General features: G+C 58.3%; 13 protein-coding genes. 1 reads left to right on the forward strand and 12 read right to left on the reverse strand.

Annotation, left to right across the window (positions count from 1 at the left end; translation table 11 throughout):
* Positions 1–183: 183 nt before the first annotated feature.
* Together EDF82_RS19415 and EDF82_RS19420 are read right to left on the reverse strand one after the other, a co-directional pair.
* Positions 184–2,145, reverse strand: coding sequence for a glycoside hydrolase family 127 protein (locus EDF82_RS19415; RefSeq protein WP_123757143.1), 1,962 nt, complete (start codon positions 2,143–2,145; stop codon positions 184–186).
* A 10-nt stretch (positions 2,146–2,155) separates the two neighbouring features.
* On the reverse strand, positions 2,156–3,556 hold the full coding sequence (locus tag EDF82_RS19420) for an MFS transporter (RefSeq protein ID WP_123757144.1): 1,401 nt from the start codon (positions 3,554–3,556) through the stop codon (positions 2,156–2,158).
* 252 nt (positions 3,557–3,808) lie between these two features.
* Between EDF82_RS19420 and EDF82_RS19425 the strand changes: the two genes are divergently transcribed.
* Positions 3,809–4,624 carry a helix-turn-helix domain-containing protein gene (locus tag EDF82_RS19425; RefSeq protein WP_123757145.1) on the forward strand — a complete coding sequence of 272 codons (816 nt, stop codon included), beginning with the start codon at positions 3,809–3,811 and terminating at the stop codon, positions 4,622–4,624.
* Positions 4,625–4,722: 98 nt separating this feature from the next.
* Here EDF82_RS19425 and araD read toward each other — a convergent pair whose 3' ends face one another.
* From araD to EDF82_RS19475, 10 genes are all read right to left on the reverse strand, one after another.
* Positions 4,723–5,421: an L-ribulose-5-phosphate 4-epimerase gene (gene araD, locus EDF82_RS19430; protein ID WP_123757146.1), complete on the reverse strand. Its 699-nt coding sequence runs from the start codon at positions 5,419–5,421 to the stop codon at positions 4,723–4,725.
* The gene (locus EDF82_RS19435; RefSeq protein WP_123757147.1) at positions 5,415–6,275 is read right to left on the reverse strand and encodes an L-ribulose-5-phosphate 3-epimerase; all 861 of its coding nucleotides are present in this window, start codon (positions 6,273–6,275) and stop codon (positions 5,415–5,417) included. The genes araD and EDF82_RS19435 overlap by 7 nt, the downstream gene beginning before the upstream one ends.
* Positions 6,268–6,930 (reverse strand): 3-keto-L-gulonate-6-phosphate decarboxylase UlaD, encoded by a 663-nt coding sequence (gene ulaD, locus EDF82_RS19440; RefSeq protein WP_123757148.1) that lies wholly within the window; start codon positions 6,928–6,930, stop codon positions 6,268–6,270. The genes EDF82_RS19435 and ulaD overlap by 8 nt, the downstream gene beginning before the upstream one ends.
* Positions 6,927–8,432 (reverse strand): FGGY-family carbohydrate kinase, encoded by a 1,506-nt coding sequence (locus EDF82_RS19445; RefSeq protein ID WP_123757149.1) that lies wholly within the window; start codon positions 8,430–8,432, stop codon positions 6,927–6,929. The genes ulaD and EDF82_RS19445 overlap by 4 nt, the downstream gene beginning before the upstream one ends.
* Before the next feature lie 47 nt (positions 8,433–8,479).
* Complete coding sequence (locus tag EDF82_RS19450; protein WP_044350496.1) at positions 8,480–9,799, reverse strand: MFS transporter; 1,320 nt, start codon at positions 9,797–9,799, stop codon at positions 8,480–8,482.
* A 53-nt stretch (positions 9,800–9,852) separates the two neighbouring features.
* Complete coding sequence (locus EDF82_RS19455; protein WP_123757150.1) at positions 9,853–10,788, reverse strand: DUF4862 family protein; 936 nt, start codon at positions 10,786–10,788, stop codon at positions 9,853–9,855.
* A gap of 45 nt (positions 10,789–10,833) precedes the next feature.
* Positions 10,834–11,301: a YhcH/YjgK/YiaL family protein gene (locus tag EDF82_RS19460; RefSeq protein WP_123757151.1), complete on the reverse strand. Its 468-nt coding sequence runs from the start codon at positions 11,299–11,301 to the stop codon at positions 10,834–10,836.
* A gap of 11 nt (positions 11,302–11,312) precedes the next feature.
* Positions 11,313–12,311, reverse strand: a complete 999-nt coding sequence (yiaK, locus tag EDF82_RS19465) for a 3-dehydro-L-gulonate 2-dehydrogenase (RefSeq protein WP_123757152.1) — start codon at positions 12,309–12,311, stop codon at positions 11,313–11,315.
* 112 nt (positions 12,312–12,423) lie between these two features.
* Complete coding sequence (locus EDF82_RS19470; RefSeq protein ID WP_123757153.1) at positions 12,424–13,287, reverse strand: SMP-30/gluconolactonase/LRE family protein; 864 nt, start codon at positions 13,285–13,287, stop codon at positions 12,424–12,426.
* Between the two features lies 1 nt (position 13,288).
* A complete protein-coding gene (locus EDF82_RS19475) occupies positions 13,289–14,356 on the reverse strand; it encodes a substrate-binding domain-containing protein (RefSeq protein ID WP_227540155.1) in 1,068 nt (355 codons plus the stop codon).
* Positions 14,357–14,381 lie beyond the last annotated feature (25 nt).

Genomic DNA, 14,381 nt, shown 5'->3' on the forward strand with positions numbered 1-14,381 from the left:
GGCGCTTGACGCGCCTGTCCGGGCTACCAACCCGTAGCCCGGACCCAGCCCAGGCCACCGATCCGTAGCCCGGTCAGCGTAGCGCCACCGGGAAACCAGCCCGGACCACCGACCCGTAGCCCGGTCAGCGCAGCGCCACCGGGAAATGTGAATCCGCCGGTGGTTCAGCGACAGCCTTCGCGCTTATGCCTCCGCTTCTTTCACCCAGATGCGCATCTCACCTTCGCCACGGTTAGCCCAACTGAACCACGGAATAAAGGTCAGGGTCTGCGGCTGGCGGGTTGTCGGTGCGCGGTCGTAATGCCACAGCGCCTGCTGACCGGCCTCTTCCGCCGTTTGCTTATAACCCGGCGCCTGCAGGATCACCTTGTGGGCAAAAATCCCTTTCCCTTCAAAGGCGCTGAACCGGGCGTCGCGCGGCAGCTGCAGGTTATGCAATTGCTCGCCGTTATCCGCCTGCTCCAGACAGTACACCAGCGGACCGCGCTGAACGGCAACCTGGCCGGCCTGATGACGCACCAGCGGATTACCGTAAAGACGGCGCACCGGCATCGGCAGTGTTAACAGAAGCGTGTCGCCTTCCTGCCAGCGATGGCTGATATGCAGATACCCCTTGCGCACATCCTGCGCCACCGGCTTGCCGTTGAGCGTCACCTGCGGATCATCGCACCAGTCCGGCAGGCGCAGCGCCAGGGTGTGATTGACCGGCGTCGGCGAGTCGATCGCGATCTTCACCTGCTCCTGCCACGGATAGTTGCCGCTGATACGCAGGCGCAGAGTTTCATCCCCTACCGGGATCTCCGCGCTGTTCCCCACATACAGGTTGATGTACAGCGCATCCTGATGCGGCGTGTAGATATAGTGCCCCAGCGAGGTCAGCACGCGGGCAATGTTTGGCGGGCAGCAGGCGCAGCCAAACCAGCGCTGACGCACGGGCTTCACATGGTCATAGATATGGTTGAATTTTAACGATGTCGGGTGCACTTCTAACGGGTTAACGTAAAAGAAGTGCTTACCATCCAGCGCCATCCCGCCCAGCACGGTGTTATACAGCGCGCGCTCCATCACATCGGCATACTGGCTGTCGGCTTCCATCTCCAGCATCCGGCGGGCAAACATCATCAGCCCGATCGACGCGCAGCTCTCCGCGTAAACCGTGTCGTTTGGCAGGTCATAGTCGCTGCTGAAGGCTTCGCCGCTGCTCTGCGAACCAATGCCGCCGGTAATATACAGCTGGCGCTGGGCCATATTGTTCCACAGGCGCAGGCAGTCCTGACGTTTCCCCTCGTCCTGGCTTAAGCGGGCGAGATGGGCAACGCCGGTCATCAGGTAGACAAAACGCACCGCATGGCCGATGGCGACGGGCTGTTCGGCAATCGGCTGATGCGCCTGGCTGTAGGGCTTATCCATCACCATCCAGGCCGGACCGTAGGTGTTCCAGTAGGAGGTTTTGCCCCGGTTTTCATATTCGATATCGTAAAAGTGCGGCTGGGTGCCACGCTCTTCGACGAAGTAGTTCACCAGCGCCAGATAGCGCGGCTGCTGGGTGATATCGTAAAGACGCATTAACGCCAGCTCGATTTCCGGGTGGCCGGGGTAGCCGTGCAGCTGGTTCTCGCCGGGGCCGAACACGCTGTCGATATGGTCGGCGAGACGGCAGACCACCTCCAGCAGGCGGCGTTTGCCGGTGGCCTGGAAGAAGGCGACGCCCGCTTCAATCATGTGGCCCGCGCAGTACAGCTCATGGCATTCCGCAAGGTTGGTCCAGCGTTCCGCCGGGGCTTTGACCGTGAAATAGGTGTTCAGGTAGCCATCTTCGCACTGGGCGGCCGCCACCAGTTCAATCACCTCGTCGGCGGTTTTTTCCAGTTCGGCGTCCGGCTTCTGGCACAGCGACCAGGCAACGGCTTCCAGCCATTTCGCCACGTCGCTGTCCTGAAAGACCATGCCGTAAAATTCTCCTTCCTGCTGCCCCGCGGCAATCCGGAAGTTTTCTATCGCATGGCTCGGGTCCGCCTCGGCAATGCGGTCGTTCAGCGCGTCCCATTGATATGGGATCACCACATCGCGCACCAGCTGCTGGTACTGGCCGAGGAACGGGTCGCTGATTTTCAGTTTGTGCAGATCGACTTCCATAACAGACATGACGGACTCCTTAAGACTGAACGTGACGGGTGCGCAAGTCGCTGGCAATGCGCGCCATCATAGGATTATTAAGCTTGCAGGCGCGAATGGTGAAGGCCAGCAGCAGATGGAACAGGGCAGGCAGCAGGGTCTCCATGGAGGAGATACCGGCCAGCGATGATGCCGTTTGGTTTTCCGCGCCCGGCTGATAGGCCACATAGATAAACACCAGGCTGATAATGCCGGCGCTGGAGGCCCACGCCAGCTTGATGAAGAACAGGTTAAAGGCGAAGTTCATGCCGGAAGAGCGCACGCCGGTCTTCCACTCGCCGTAGTCGTCGGAGAAGGCCATCAGCGAGAAGTGCAGCGGCAGGGTGAAGCCGAGAATAATGCCGTTACCGAGGATCACCACCAGCCACAAGGTCTGGTAGGCCGGGCCGGTCGGCAAAAACCACATCGCGAAGGCAATCGCGGCTAACACCAGGTTGGTGTAGTAGTAGAGTTTGACGGTATCGAAGCGGCGCGACAGCAGGTTGATAATCACCGAGCCGCCAATCGAGGCGAAGGTCACCATGGTGAAGAACAGCGAGGTATAGCCGGTAGAGCCACCCAACACGTAGGTGATGAAGTACATGTAGCCGCCGCCGCGGATATTAAAGACGTTGATCAGCAGGAACGACATCACCAGCATCAGCAGCAGCTGGTCGTTCTGGCGCAGCCCGGCGATATGCTCGCGCAGGGTGAATTTGCCCATCATGTCCAGCGAGACGCGTTCGCGAACCCAGAAGAAACAGCACAGGAACATCACCACCGCGATGGCGCAGAGTACGCCGACGCCATACTGATAACCCTGCGCGGTGTTGCCCTGGCCGAGCGCCTTCACCAGCCACGGTAGCCCAACGGATACCAGGAACCCTGCCACGCCGCACAGTACAAAACGCCACGCCTGGCATGAGATCACTTCACTGTGGCGCGTGGTCATGGTGTTAATCAGCGCGCAGTAGGGCACGTTAATCGCGGTATAGCTCACCGACAGCAGCAGATACGTGCCGAAAGCCCAGGCGATTTTTACGCCCATGCTGGCATCCGGCACGGTAAAGGTCAGAACGCCGATGATGCCGATGGGCAGCGCTATCCACAGCTGCCACGGGCGAAAGCGTCCCCAGCGGCTTTGGGTACGGTCGGCCAGCACGCCCATAATCGGGTCGGAGATGGCGTCAAACACGCGCAGCGCCAGGAACAGCGTCCCGACCAGCGCTGGCGTCAGTCCAAAGACGTCGGTATAGAAGAAGGTTAAAAAGTTCATGATCAGGCAGGTAATGACTGTCCCGCCCGCATCGCCCAGGCCATAACCGATTTTTTCACGGAGCGTGAGGGAATCGTCCTGGGTGCGTTGTGCTAATTCACTTGTCGTAATCGGAGCCGAAGTCATAAATAACTCCCGGAGATGATGTGCGGAATAATATCCCGCTGAAGTGCGGGCTTTTATTTGTCATTTGCAAAGTACGTTATTTATTCTGCACTAAATACCTGGGCTAACAAGGGAAGGGAAAAGTATAAAAAGGTGACGATTCCGACTTCATGATAAAAGTGTGATTGCGATCCTGAATCATGCTGTTTTATCGTGAATAATCAAAGGTAAAGCGAATATCTGGTGATGCAAATAGCGGGAATTTTCATATCTATGCTTGAATTATCCATGTCTTTACCGATTAGAGTCCAAAATGGCGGGTTATTTATTTCTCGCGGTATTGGTAGCCATCCGGCACGACAGCTTCGCTCCTGGGAAATTATCTTCGTTGAAAAAGGGACATTAACGATTCGCGAAGATAACGAGGTATTTAGCGTAAATGCCGGGGAAAGTTTGCTGCTGTGGCCGCAGCGTTTGCATGTTGGGGTAGGGCAATTTCCGGCGGATTTAAAATTCTACTGGCTGCATTTCGAAGTGATATCAGACGAGGCCGCGTTGCTGCCAGAAGCGCTGCTGGCGGTGCCCCAGCACACGCGGGTGAGCGAGCCGCAATATATAATCTCCCTGTTCAGGCAATTCTTGCACGAACAGGAAAATATTCATCGTAGCGTCGCGCTGGAGCTGATCCTGCTGCTGATTTTGCAGCAGATTGCGGCGGCGGCCAGCGAGCAGCCCGCCGATAGCCCCGGTACCGCGCTGGCGTGGAAAGCGCAGCAAATCATCCTGACCCGGTTTCATCTGCCGATTTCCGCCTCCACGCTGGCGAAGGAGCTGCACTGCAACGCGGACTATCTTGGGCGGGTCTATCGCCATGCTTTCCGGCTGACGCTCACCGAAGCGCTGCATCGCCAGCGGGTGAGGGCGGCGGAAAAGCTGCTGATCAGCGATTCGCTGTCGTTGACCGACGTGGCGTTGAAGTGTGGGTTTAACGATGTGGGCTATTTCCGCAAAATTTTCCGCAAGCACACCAGTCTGACCCCGGCGGCCTGGAAGCGACGCTATTGTAAAGAGCACGTGAATTCGGCGTAGGATTTAGCGGTTCATACAAAAACTACCCCGGTGGCGCTGCGCTGTCCGGGCTACCGGATCGCGTCGGTAGCCCGGACAGGCGCGTCAAGCGGCAGACGTCAGTTTTGCCCGTAATAGGCATTGGCGCCGTGTTTACGCAGATAGTGTTTATCGAGCAGTTCAGACTGCATATCCGGCAGTTGCGGGGCCAGCTGGCGCGAGAACAGCCCCATGTAAGCGCACTCCTCCAGCACCACCGCGTTATGCACCGCATCGGCGGCGTCTTTGCCCCAGGCGAACGGGCCGTGCGAATGGACGAGGACCGCCGGGATCTGCGCTGGATCCAGCCCGCGTTCTTCGAAGGTTTTAATGATCACTTCGCCGGTCTGATATTCATATTCGCCGTTAATTTCGTCGACGGTCATCAGGCGGGTGCAGGGAATGGCACCATAGAAATAGTCCGCATGGGTGGTGCCCCAGGCCGGCAGGTCGATGCCCGCCTGCGACCAGATCGTCGCGTGGCGGGAATGGGTGTGCACGATCCCGCCGATCTGCGGATAGCGGCGATAGAGCGCCAGATGGGTCGGGGTATCGGAAGACGGCTTTTTGCTGCCTTCAACGACCTTACCGCTGGCGATCTCCACCACCACCATATCGTCGGCGGTCATCACCGTGTACTCGACGCCGGAAGGCTTGATGACCATCAGCGTGCGGGTGTCATCGACCGCGCTGACATTGCCCCAGGTAAACGTCACCAGGTGGTGTGCCGGCAGCGCCAGGTTGGCGGCCAGGACCTCGGCTTTGAGTTGTTCTAACATGTAAATCCTCCTTCCTGCATCCGCGATTCAATCCAGCGCCGCGCCTGGATAATTTCCAGCACCGGTTCGCTGGCTTTCTCCGTCCACATTTCAATCAGGAACGAGCCGCGATAGTTCAGCTCGTGCAGGGTTTTGAAAATGCCGACAAAATCGACACAGCCTTCGCCAAACGGCACGTCACGAAACTGCCCTGGGCTGTGCGCGGTGACCGGCTGGGTGTCTTTCAGATGGATGGCGGCGATGCGGTCGATACCCAGTTTCAGCTCGGCGGCCACATCGTTACCCCAGGCGCTGAGGTTGCCGACGTCCGGATAAACGGTGAACCACGGAGAAGAGAGCATCTCATCCCACGCTTTCCACTTGCTGATAGAGTTCATAAAGGCGGTATCCATGATCTCCACCGCCAGCATCACCTGCGCTGCCGCGGCCTGTTCCACCGCCCACGCCAGCCCTTCGGCAAAGCGCTGACGGGTGCCTTCATCATGTTCTTCGTAGTAGACGTCATAGCCCGCCAGCTGAATGGTGCGGATACCCAGATCGCGCGCCAGACGGATGGCTTTGGTCATGATCTCCCGCGCTCGCTGGCGGGTGGACTCATCGCGGCTGCCAAAAGGAAAGCGGCGATGGGCGGAGAGGCACATCGACGGAATGGCCACCCCGGTTTCCAGCATGGCGGTCACCAGCGAGGCGCGCTGAGCGGGGCTCCAGTCGAGGCGCGACAGGCGGTCGTCGGTCTCATCCACCGACATTTCAACAAAATCAAACCCGCAGCTTTTTGCCAGTACCAGCCGCTCTGGCCAGCTGAGATCTTTGGCCAGCGCTTTCTCATAGATACCTAATGGATGATTACGCATGCTGTTCTCCCCAGGTGGCGTCAATCTGTGCGTGGAATTCACCGGCAACCTGTGCCGGGTGGGCGGCGCCTGACAATGCGCGTCCGGCAATAAACGCTTTGACGTTAATATCGCGGAACAGCGTCAGGTCGGCGGGGGTGATGCCGCCGGTAATCGACAGCTCGAGGCCAATATCCGACAGCGCCTTCATGCGCGTCAGGTCGGCGTCACTCCACTGTTGTCCGCTGGCCTGGGCGTCGCGTCCGCGGTGGTAGATCGCCTGACGAACCCCGGTGCGATACCAGCCGCGGGCATCCTCCAGCGTCCAGTTGCCAAACAGCTCCATCTGAATTTCTCCACCGCAGGCCTGCGCCACGGCGTGGCCTTTCTCTACCGTGGCGAGCGGGGCGGCGCAGATGATGGTCATCCAGTTGGCACCGGCGTTAAACGCCTGCTGTGCCAGGGTTTCGCCGGCATCCGCCACCTTCCAGTCGGCGACGATAATTTTGTCCGGACACTGGGCGCGCAGGGCGGTCACCGCGCGCAGCCCTTCGGCAAGGCACAGGATCGTGCCGGCTTCAACGATATCGACGTGGTCCTGTAACAGGGCGACATCGTGCTGTGCCGCCTGAAGATGGGTATGGTCGAGCGCCAGTTGCAGTAATGGACGGCTCATAGTGCGTGCTCCTTAATGCGGGCGTGGTAGCCCTGTAGTGCCTGAATCAAATGTTGGTATTGCTGGTATTTGTGCTGGTAGCGTGCGTGCGCGGCCATGTCGGGCTGCAGCGTGCGTACCGGATGTTGTAGATCGTGCTGGGCGTCGTGGAAGGTGCGGTAGACGCCGGTTCCGACGCGGGCGGCAAGGGCCGCGCCGAAGCAGCCGGTCTCCTCGACCTGCGGCAGTTCGATGCACAGACCGCTGACGTCGGCCAGCATCTGCATCCAGACGTCAGAGTGCGCCGGGCCGCCGGTGACGCGCAGGGCGTGCACATCGGTAAAGCGTTCACGCATGCGGTTCAGGTGGGTCATATGGCTGAAGACCACCCCTTCGTAGACCGCCTGCAGCAGATGGGCACGGGTGTGCAGCGCCTGCAGACCGTAAAACCCGCAGGTCATCTCCAGCCCGGCGTTGCTGCCGTAGAGAAACGGCAGGAAAAAGAGCTGGCTGTCGGCTTTCGGCAGCCCGGCGACGGCCCGGTTTATCTCATCGAAAGAGAGATCGCCCCATTGGGCCGTGAACCATTCGAGATTGCCGGAAGAGGTCGGGCTGGCTTCGTGAACGATGTACTGCCCGTCGTTGACGTAGCGCCCGTAAACGTAAGGGTGGGCCTCGTGGTCGCGCAGGCCGTGGGTGATCCCGCTGGTCACCGCCCAGGTCCCCATCACCGCATTGAGGGTGAACTCATCTTCGATCCCTGCACAGAGTGCGGTGGAAACCACATCAAACAGACCGCCGACGACGGGGGTTCCCGCCGCCAGACCGGTAATAGCGGCTGCCTGAGCGGTGATTTCCCCGCATATTTCTGCTGAACCGACGATGGGCGGTAACGCGCTATCGATTTCACTGATGCCCAGCCAGCGGGTCAGCTGTGGGTCGTACTGGCCGGTTGCCATGTTGTAGAGGTTGGACTCGGAGATGTTGCTCTCTTCGCAGCCTTTGACGCCGGTTAAGCACCAGCGCAGGTAGTCGTGCCCCATCATAACGCTGCCGATCTGCGCGTAACGCTGAGGCTCATGCTCTTTTACCCAGCGCAGCAACGAGGCCGGATGCCCGGTCCACAGCGTCTGGCGGGTGACCGGATACAGCTGCTCAGGGATGCCGTCCTGCTGCCAGCGTTGGACGATGTCCAGCGCCCGGCGATCGGAAGAGAGCATGGCATTGCCCAGCGGCCGATCCTGTTTATCCAGGAGAAACAGCCCCTTGCCCTGCGCCGAAATACCGATCCCGGCAATCTGTTCGCCCACGACGCCGGTGCGTTGCAGTAGCCCGGCGATGGTCGCCACGCACTGTTGCCAGAGCTGGTGCATGTCACGTTCGGCATAGCCTGGCAATGGCGACGCCGTCTGCAGCGACTGCCGATGAATGCCATGCTCATGACCTTTGGCGTCATATAAACCGGCTTTCAGATAGGTACCACCACAATCGATACCGAGCCAGAAGGTCTTTTTCTCACTCATCTTTGCATTCTCTTTGTTGCCGGGAGGCGCAGACCCCCCGGCAGGGTTTACGCCGCGTGTTTACGTGGGCTCATCGTCTTTACCGGGGCTGCGCCGGTATCGCATTTTGACGGCAGCAGAAGGGCCATCAGCGCAGCCAGCGCCAGGGAGATCGCCAGGCAGTAAACCCCGGCGTCTTTGCTGTAGAGGGTGATCAGTACGCCCACCGCGTATGGGCCGCAGAAGCCGCCGAGGTTGCCGAGGGCGTTGATGACGCCACGGGCGCCGCCGGCCATTTCAGCGCTGAACAGACGGGCCGGAATGGTCCAGAACACCCCCGCCGCGGACTGCAGGAAGAAGCCGCAGCCCACCAGCGCGGCATAGGCCAGCCAGACGTTGTTCTTCAACGCCACCGACAGGAACATGCACAGGGCAAAGCCAACCAGCGGCAGGCAGACGAACAGTTTGCGTTTTCCGGTACGGTCAGAGAGGGAAGAGAACAGGAACATCCCGGCAATCGCCCCGACGTACGGCAGGATAGCGAGCATCCCAACCTGCCCCATGCTGCTGTGCGTCAGCTCTTTGAGAATGGTGGGGAGCCACAGGGTGTAGCCGTAAATACCGGTCTGATAGAAGAAGTTCAGGGCGATCAGTTGCCACATGGTTCTGTCGGCCAGAACGGCGCTGAGGGACGCATTTTTGACGGTGGTTCCGGCGATGGCGCGTTGCTCGGCGGCGAGGGTATCGACGAGGTAGCGCTTTTCGGCTTCAGAAATCCACCGGGCTTCCTGCGGACGGTCGTAGACGGTATAGGCCCACAACGCCAACACCACCACCGAGAGCAAGCCTTCAATAATGAACAGCCAGCGCCAGTCGAGGATGGTAATGATCCACCCGGAGAGCGGGGCGGTGATAATGCCGGCAATCGGGACAAACATAATCACAATCGCGTTGGCACGGCCACGTTCAGCATCCGGGAACCAGTTGCTGATCATCGTCAGCACCACGGGCAACATGCCTCCTTCGGCGACGCCCAGTAAGAAGCGCAGGACCAGCAGCTGATACTGGTTGGTGATTAAACCGGTCAGGACCGAAATCACCGCCCAGGCAACCAGCGACCAGCCGATAAACTTCTTGCCGCTGCCGTGGACCGCGATTTTTCCGCCCGGCACCTGTAAAAACAGATAGCCGATAAAGAAAATCCCGCCCGCCAGCCCCGCCATGGTGGCAGAAATACCGAGTTCAGCATCCATCCCGCCGGGCATGGCGAAAGCAATGTTGACCCGGTCCATATAGGAAATAATACACGCGATAAGAATAGGGGGAATAATTCTTAACCAGCGTTGGCGCGGAATATCCGCGGTTGTAGCGTAAGAGGAAGTGTTCATATTAATCTCGTGTTTAAAGTAGCTGACGTTGCGATTAAATTGACGCTTTATATTTATTGTTGGGCTAGGTTTAACGCGTTAATGCCATCGCGTAATATGGCTATGCGATGATTCGCATCAGCATTCTCATCAATTTCCAGTAACTTAATACCGGCAAACTGTAATTTTGCTGAATCAGCCACATTAAATAGTTCTTGTGCGTGCGCCGCCGTTAACAGGCTGTGCGGGCAGAACGGGGCGAACGGGGTGTGCAGGTCAGTCCATTCGCCGTACGGCCCTTGGGTTGCGGTGCCAGAGAACATCAGCGCCCCCAGTTTGCCTGCGGCATGTACCGCCTGAGCATGCGTCAGCGGCAGGGCGGTATTACGCCCTTCAATCGCCGAACGCGCCCAGTTGATACAGATATCGATGTTGTAACCTGCCAGGACCTCCAGCACGTTTTCCAGCGGCAGAAAGCCTTTGCGCGGCGCCGGTTGGTTCATGGCATCACAATGTTCCAGCACGAGTGAGCATGACCAGTCCCACGCCGCTATCTCTTTGATGGAATGCGCGAAAGCATCGGTTGCCTGCCCAACGTTCGTATTGCCTGCAAGCGGCGCCGCCTGCAGCTCCAGGGAGATAACCTTGCCGGCAAAACGTTTGTTTAGCGCATTGATTTTGTTGCGTAAATGACGATGGAATTCGACGCATGCCAGGCGCTGTTCTTCATCGCTGGAGGCCAGGCCGAAAGCCGTGTTGCCGCCGCCGCGGCGCCGCATCGTTTCCGGGATGGCTGTCACCACCATCTTCCACTCCTGCGGCGTATGCTGGATCAACCACTCATCGCCATAGGGGTGAAAGTTCTCATGGCATGGCTGCTCGAGCCCACGGATGTGGGGCGTGTCCGCGAGTAAGCGCCAGAATTCCGTCTCTTCTTGTTCGCTCTTTTGGTGAAATGAAGGCGCGCAAGGGTATGCGCCGATGATATAACCGGCGTCATTTCTTTCCATTTTTCACTCCTTTTATTTATCGCCGTGCGACAAATAAATTACGGATTAATCTAAAGCGGAAATAGCAACTTTAACCACTATTTTCCTGATTGCCGTTGCCCGGTGTTTATTACAGGCTGGTCGGTGAACATCCTGCGGGAAAAATATGGCGTAGTTCCCCGGCCTCATTTCTATTAACGATTCATTTTCGCTGTGGTGATAGAAAATAATATCCCGCTGCTCAAGTAATTCTTCACTGACGACATTATTGCCGGTATCGATAGCAACACCGATCTGCTCTTCACCGGAATATAAAAACTGGATATCCAGGTAGCGGCGGTGTACTTCCGGGCGCAATTCATCGTGCGGGCGGGTGGTCAGGTCGAGGATCTGCGCGAAGATCGTGCGCCCCTCGATTTCGACCACCCCGGTCTCCAGTTTGCCGAAGTCCGTGGTGCGCAAAAATTCCAGTGCCTTTTCAATCGCCGCCGGATACCGGCAGGCGTTGGGTTGAGAAATATGTCCATAAATCATGATGATATTCCTTACAGCGCTTTGATTTTTGCCCACACGCTGTCATCAACGGTGATGCCGTTGCGGCGGTTCTCTTCCAGCAGACGGGAAAACTCATGACCGGGCAGACGGACCGGCACGTTTTCGTCGGCACGTTCGGCGCTGGTGATGTAATCCATGATGCGTTGCAGCTTGGCGTCGCGGGTGGCACCGTCGATCAGCTTGTCCACTTCGATAGCAATAAAGACTTGTGAAATGTTGAATTCGTCACTGTTGTCTTCAGTTACCGCAGCGACGGAAGCGCCATCGGAAAGCAGGGTGGCGATCATGTCCAGCACAATGGAGAGGCCCGAACCTTTCCAGTAACCCATCGGCAGAATACGGCGGTTTTTCTCGATCGGCGCCGGGTCTTTGGTCAGGTTGCCTTCGTCATCAAAGCCGCCGTCAACCGGCAGCTGGCGGCCCGCCAGACGGTTCACTTCCAGCATGCCGTAGGAGAACATCGACATCGACATGTCCACCATGGTGATCGGCGTTGACGGAATGGCGACGATCAGTGGGTTGGTTCCGATGCGGCACTCTTTGGCACCCCACGGCGGCATCACGGCAATGGAGTTGGTCCAGCAGATACCGATGTAGCCTTTTTCCGCCGCCTGCCAGCCGTAGCTGCCGCCGCGCATCCAGTGGTTGGCGTTTCGCACAGCAACCAGACCAATACCGTGGTCAGAAGCCAGTTCAATGGCCCGGTCCATCATTTTTTTCGCCGTCAGGTTACCGATTGAACGCTGGGCATCCCACTGCTCAATCGCCCCCAGCGAAGTGGTGCGTTTTGGCTGGGCCTCCGGGATGATATCGCCGTTTTCCAGTTGCTGAATAAAGCGCGGGAAGCGGTTTACGCCGTGGGAATAGACGCCTGACTCGGTGGTGCGAGCGAACATTTCAGCACAGGCATCGGCGGTTTCAGCCGCCACGCCGCGTGCCAGCAGGACACGGGTAAACTCATTTTTAAGGTCAGAAAAACTCAGTAACATACCTTTTCTCCATTACAGCTTGTGTTTCACATAGTGGAATGTGATTCCACTAAATAGTGTCAGGTTGCAAAAACACGCCGGCAGGGCCGGTGCGTTTCGGTATTACTCCGGTTTATCCCTGAAGGCGGGATGGGGTGAGGGTCACCCGGTACAGCGAGGTCGTCGCCGTAATAAAAAGCGTATTCCCGTCGGGGCCACCAAAGGTGCAGTTAGAGACGCGCTCGGGGACCGCAATCGTGTTCAGTAATTCGCCTGCGGCGGAGAAAATCAAAATCCCCGTCTCGCAGCTGCAGTAAATATTCCCGTCCTGATCGACGCAGAATCCGTCCGGAATACCCGGTTTGACCTGGGTGACGACGTGGGAAAATAGCGCGTTATCGCCTTCAAGACGGTAAGCACGAATTTCCCGGCGACCCTGGCTCGGAAAATCAATAACCGACATATCTGCTACGTATAACCATTTATCATCCGGCGAAAAGGCCAGCCCATTGGGGCGCTGGGTATCGCTGATGGCAATCGCGACCTGGTGACGCGTTTCATCAAAGCGGTAGACGTAGCAGCCAATGACCTGGCTGGCGGCGCGATAGCCCTCTTCGTCACCGACGATGCCGTAGGGCGGATCGGTAAACCAAATCGACCCGTCCTGGCGCACCGCGATATCGTTGGGTGAGTTAAAACGCAGCCCGTCGACTTTATCCACCAGCAGGGTGTGATTGCCAGCGGCGTCGGTACGGCTGATCCCGCGCCGACCGTGCTCGCAGGTCAACAAACGCCCTTGCAAGTCCCGCGCGTTGCCGTTGGCAAAGTGGGATTCGGCACGAAACACGCTGACGCCATTTTGCCCATCCCAGCGGAACATTCTGTTGCCTTTCACATCGCTGAAAATCAGGCACTGCTGGTCTGCCAGCCACACCGGGCCTTCCGCCCAGATCGCCGGTGAGCACAGGCGTTCAACACTTCCCGTGACGGCTAACATCTCACTTCACGCCCCAGATGGCTTTGTAGCGATCGCGATAATGGTTGTCCGGGTCGAATTCGTTGTTCTGGCCGCCATCGGCGGCGATATTGTCTTTGGTCACCAGATGTGCCGGAGTGACATACCCAGACGGCGCTTTGCCCGCGAAGGCGCGGTTAAATTCGTCCAGCAGCTGCCAGCCGTGCAGTTTCAGCGGCTCTGGGACGGTTGCGATCTGCGCTTTGCCTTCACGCACACGCTGGTAGGCAGTGACGGAACCATCGCCAGCGGAGATGTTGTACGGTGGTTTATCGCCGCTGCCTTTACCCGCGGTTTGCAGGGCTGGGGCCATAAAGTCGAAGTACAGGTCGTTAATCGCCAGCGAGTATTCGAATTTGTCGCCATATTTTTGGATCAGGCTGTAGGTCATGCCCGGCATGCGGTTGGAGGTATCGGCCAGCGGAGTATCAATAAACTCCACCACCTGGCAACCGCTGCACTGCTCGATCACCTTCTTCATCGCGTTGGCTTTATCCAGCGCGATTTGGTACAGCGAGTCGGTGAAAATCAGCACCCTGGCGGTGCCGTTGGATTTCGCCACCGCATACAGCGCCGCCATGCGCGAGACGTCGTTCGAGTCGGAGGTCACGTTGTAGAAAATGTTGTAAGCCGGAACCGGGCCAGGCGCGGGAACCGCGTGCCATGCGGTCAGCACGATGCCCTCTTTTACAGCTTTTTTCAGCGGAATTTTGGCGACGTTCGGGTTCCAGCCGCCAATGACGATCCCGTCCGGTTTACGGGCGATCGCCTGGTTCAGCGCCGCCAGTTGGTCTTTCACCGAACCTGCTCCATCCAGCACATCCAGCTGCCAGCCTGCGGTTTTCGCCGCTTCCTCCAGACCCTCTTTAACGCCCAGTACGCCGCCGTTTTTCATGTCCGAGGCGATGAAAATGATCTTCTTATTCGGCTGCAGCGCCGGGCCCTGGGTTGGGCCGTCCCATGTGGTGACTGGCGCGGTTGCTTTGGCAATCGCCGTTTTCGCTTGCTGAACAAAGGCATCGTCGGCGAGGCTGAAACCACTTGCCATCATCAACCCGGCAGCCAGACAGCATTGA

The organism is Klebsiella sp. BIGb0399 (genome assembly GCF_003752615.1).
Classification (GTDB): Bacteria; Pseudomonadota; Gammaproteobacteria; order Enterobacterales; family Enterobacteriaceae; genus Klebsiella; species Klebsiella lignicola.

Excerpts from the sequence above, each read along its gene's own strand:
- yiaK (WP_123757152.1), bottom strand. The coding sequence starts at position 12,311 with ATGTTACTGAGTTTTTCTGACCTTAAAAATGAGTTTACCCGTGTCCTG.
- EDF82_RS19435 (WP_123757147.1), bottom strand. The coding sequence starts at position 6,275 with ATGCGTAATCATCCATTAGGTATCTATGAGAAAGCGCTGGCCAAAGAT.
- araD (WP_123757146.1), bottom strand. The coding sequence starts at position 5,421 with ATGTTAGAACAACTCAAAGCCGAGGTCCTGGCCGCCAACCTGGCGCTG.
- EDF82_RS19445 (WP_123757149.1), bottom strand. The coding sequence starts at position 8,432 with ATGAGTGAGAAAAAGACCTTCTGGCTCGGTATCGATTGTGGTGGTACC.
- EDF82_RS19450 (WP_044350496.1), bottom strand. The coding sequence starts at position 9,799 with ATGAACACTTCCTCTTACGCTACAACCGCGGATATTCCGCGCCAACGC.
- EDF82_RS19425 (WP_123757145.1), top strand. The coding sequence starts at position 3,809 with ATGCTTGAATTATCCATGTCTTTACCGATTAGAGTCCAAAATGGCGGG.
- EDF82_RS19420 (WP_123757144.1), bottom strand. The coding sequence starts at position 3,556 with ATGACTTCGGCTCCGATTACGACAAGTGAATTAGCACAACGCACCCAG.
- EDF82_RS19415 (WP_123757143.1), bottom strand. The coding sequence starts at position 2,145 with ATGTCTGTTATGGAAGTCGATCTGCACAAACTGAAAATCAGCGACCCG.
- EDF82_RS19470 (WP_123757153.1), bottom strand. The coding sequence starts at position 13,287 with ATGTTAGCCGTCACGGGAAGTGTTGAACGCCTGTGCTCACCGGCGATC.
- ulaD (WP_123757148.1), bottom strand. The coding sequence starts at position 6,930 with ATGAGCCGTCCATTACTGCAACTGGCGCTCGACCATACCCATCTTCAG.
- EDF82_RS19475 (WP_227540155.1), bottom strand. The coding sequence starts at position 14,356 with ATGATGGCAAGTGGTTTCAGCCTCGCCGACGATGCCTTTGTTCAGCAA.
- EDF82_RS19455 (WP_123757150.1), bottom strand. The coding sequence starts at position 10,788 with ATGGAAAGAAATGACGCCGGTTATATCATCGGCGCATACCCTTGCGCG.
- EDF82_RS19460 (WP_123757151.1), bottom strand. The coding sequence starts at position 11,301 with ATGATTTATGGACATATTTCTCAACCCAACGCCTGCCGGTATCCGGCG.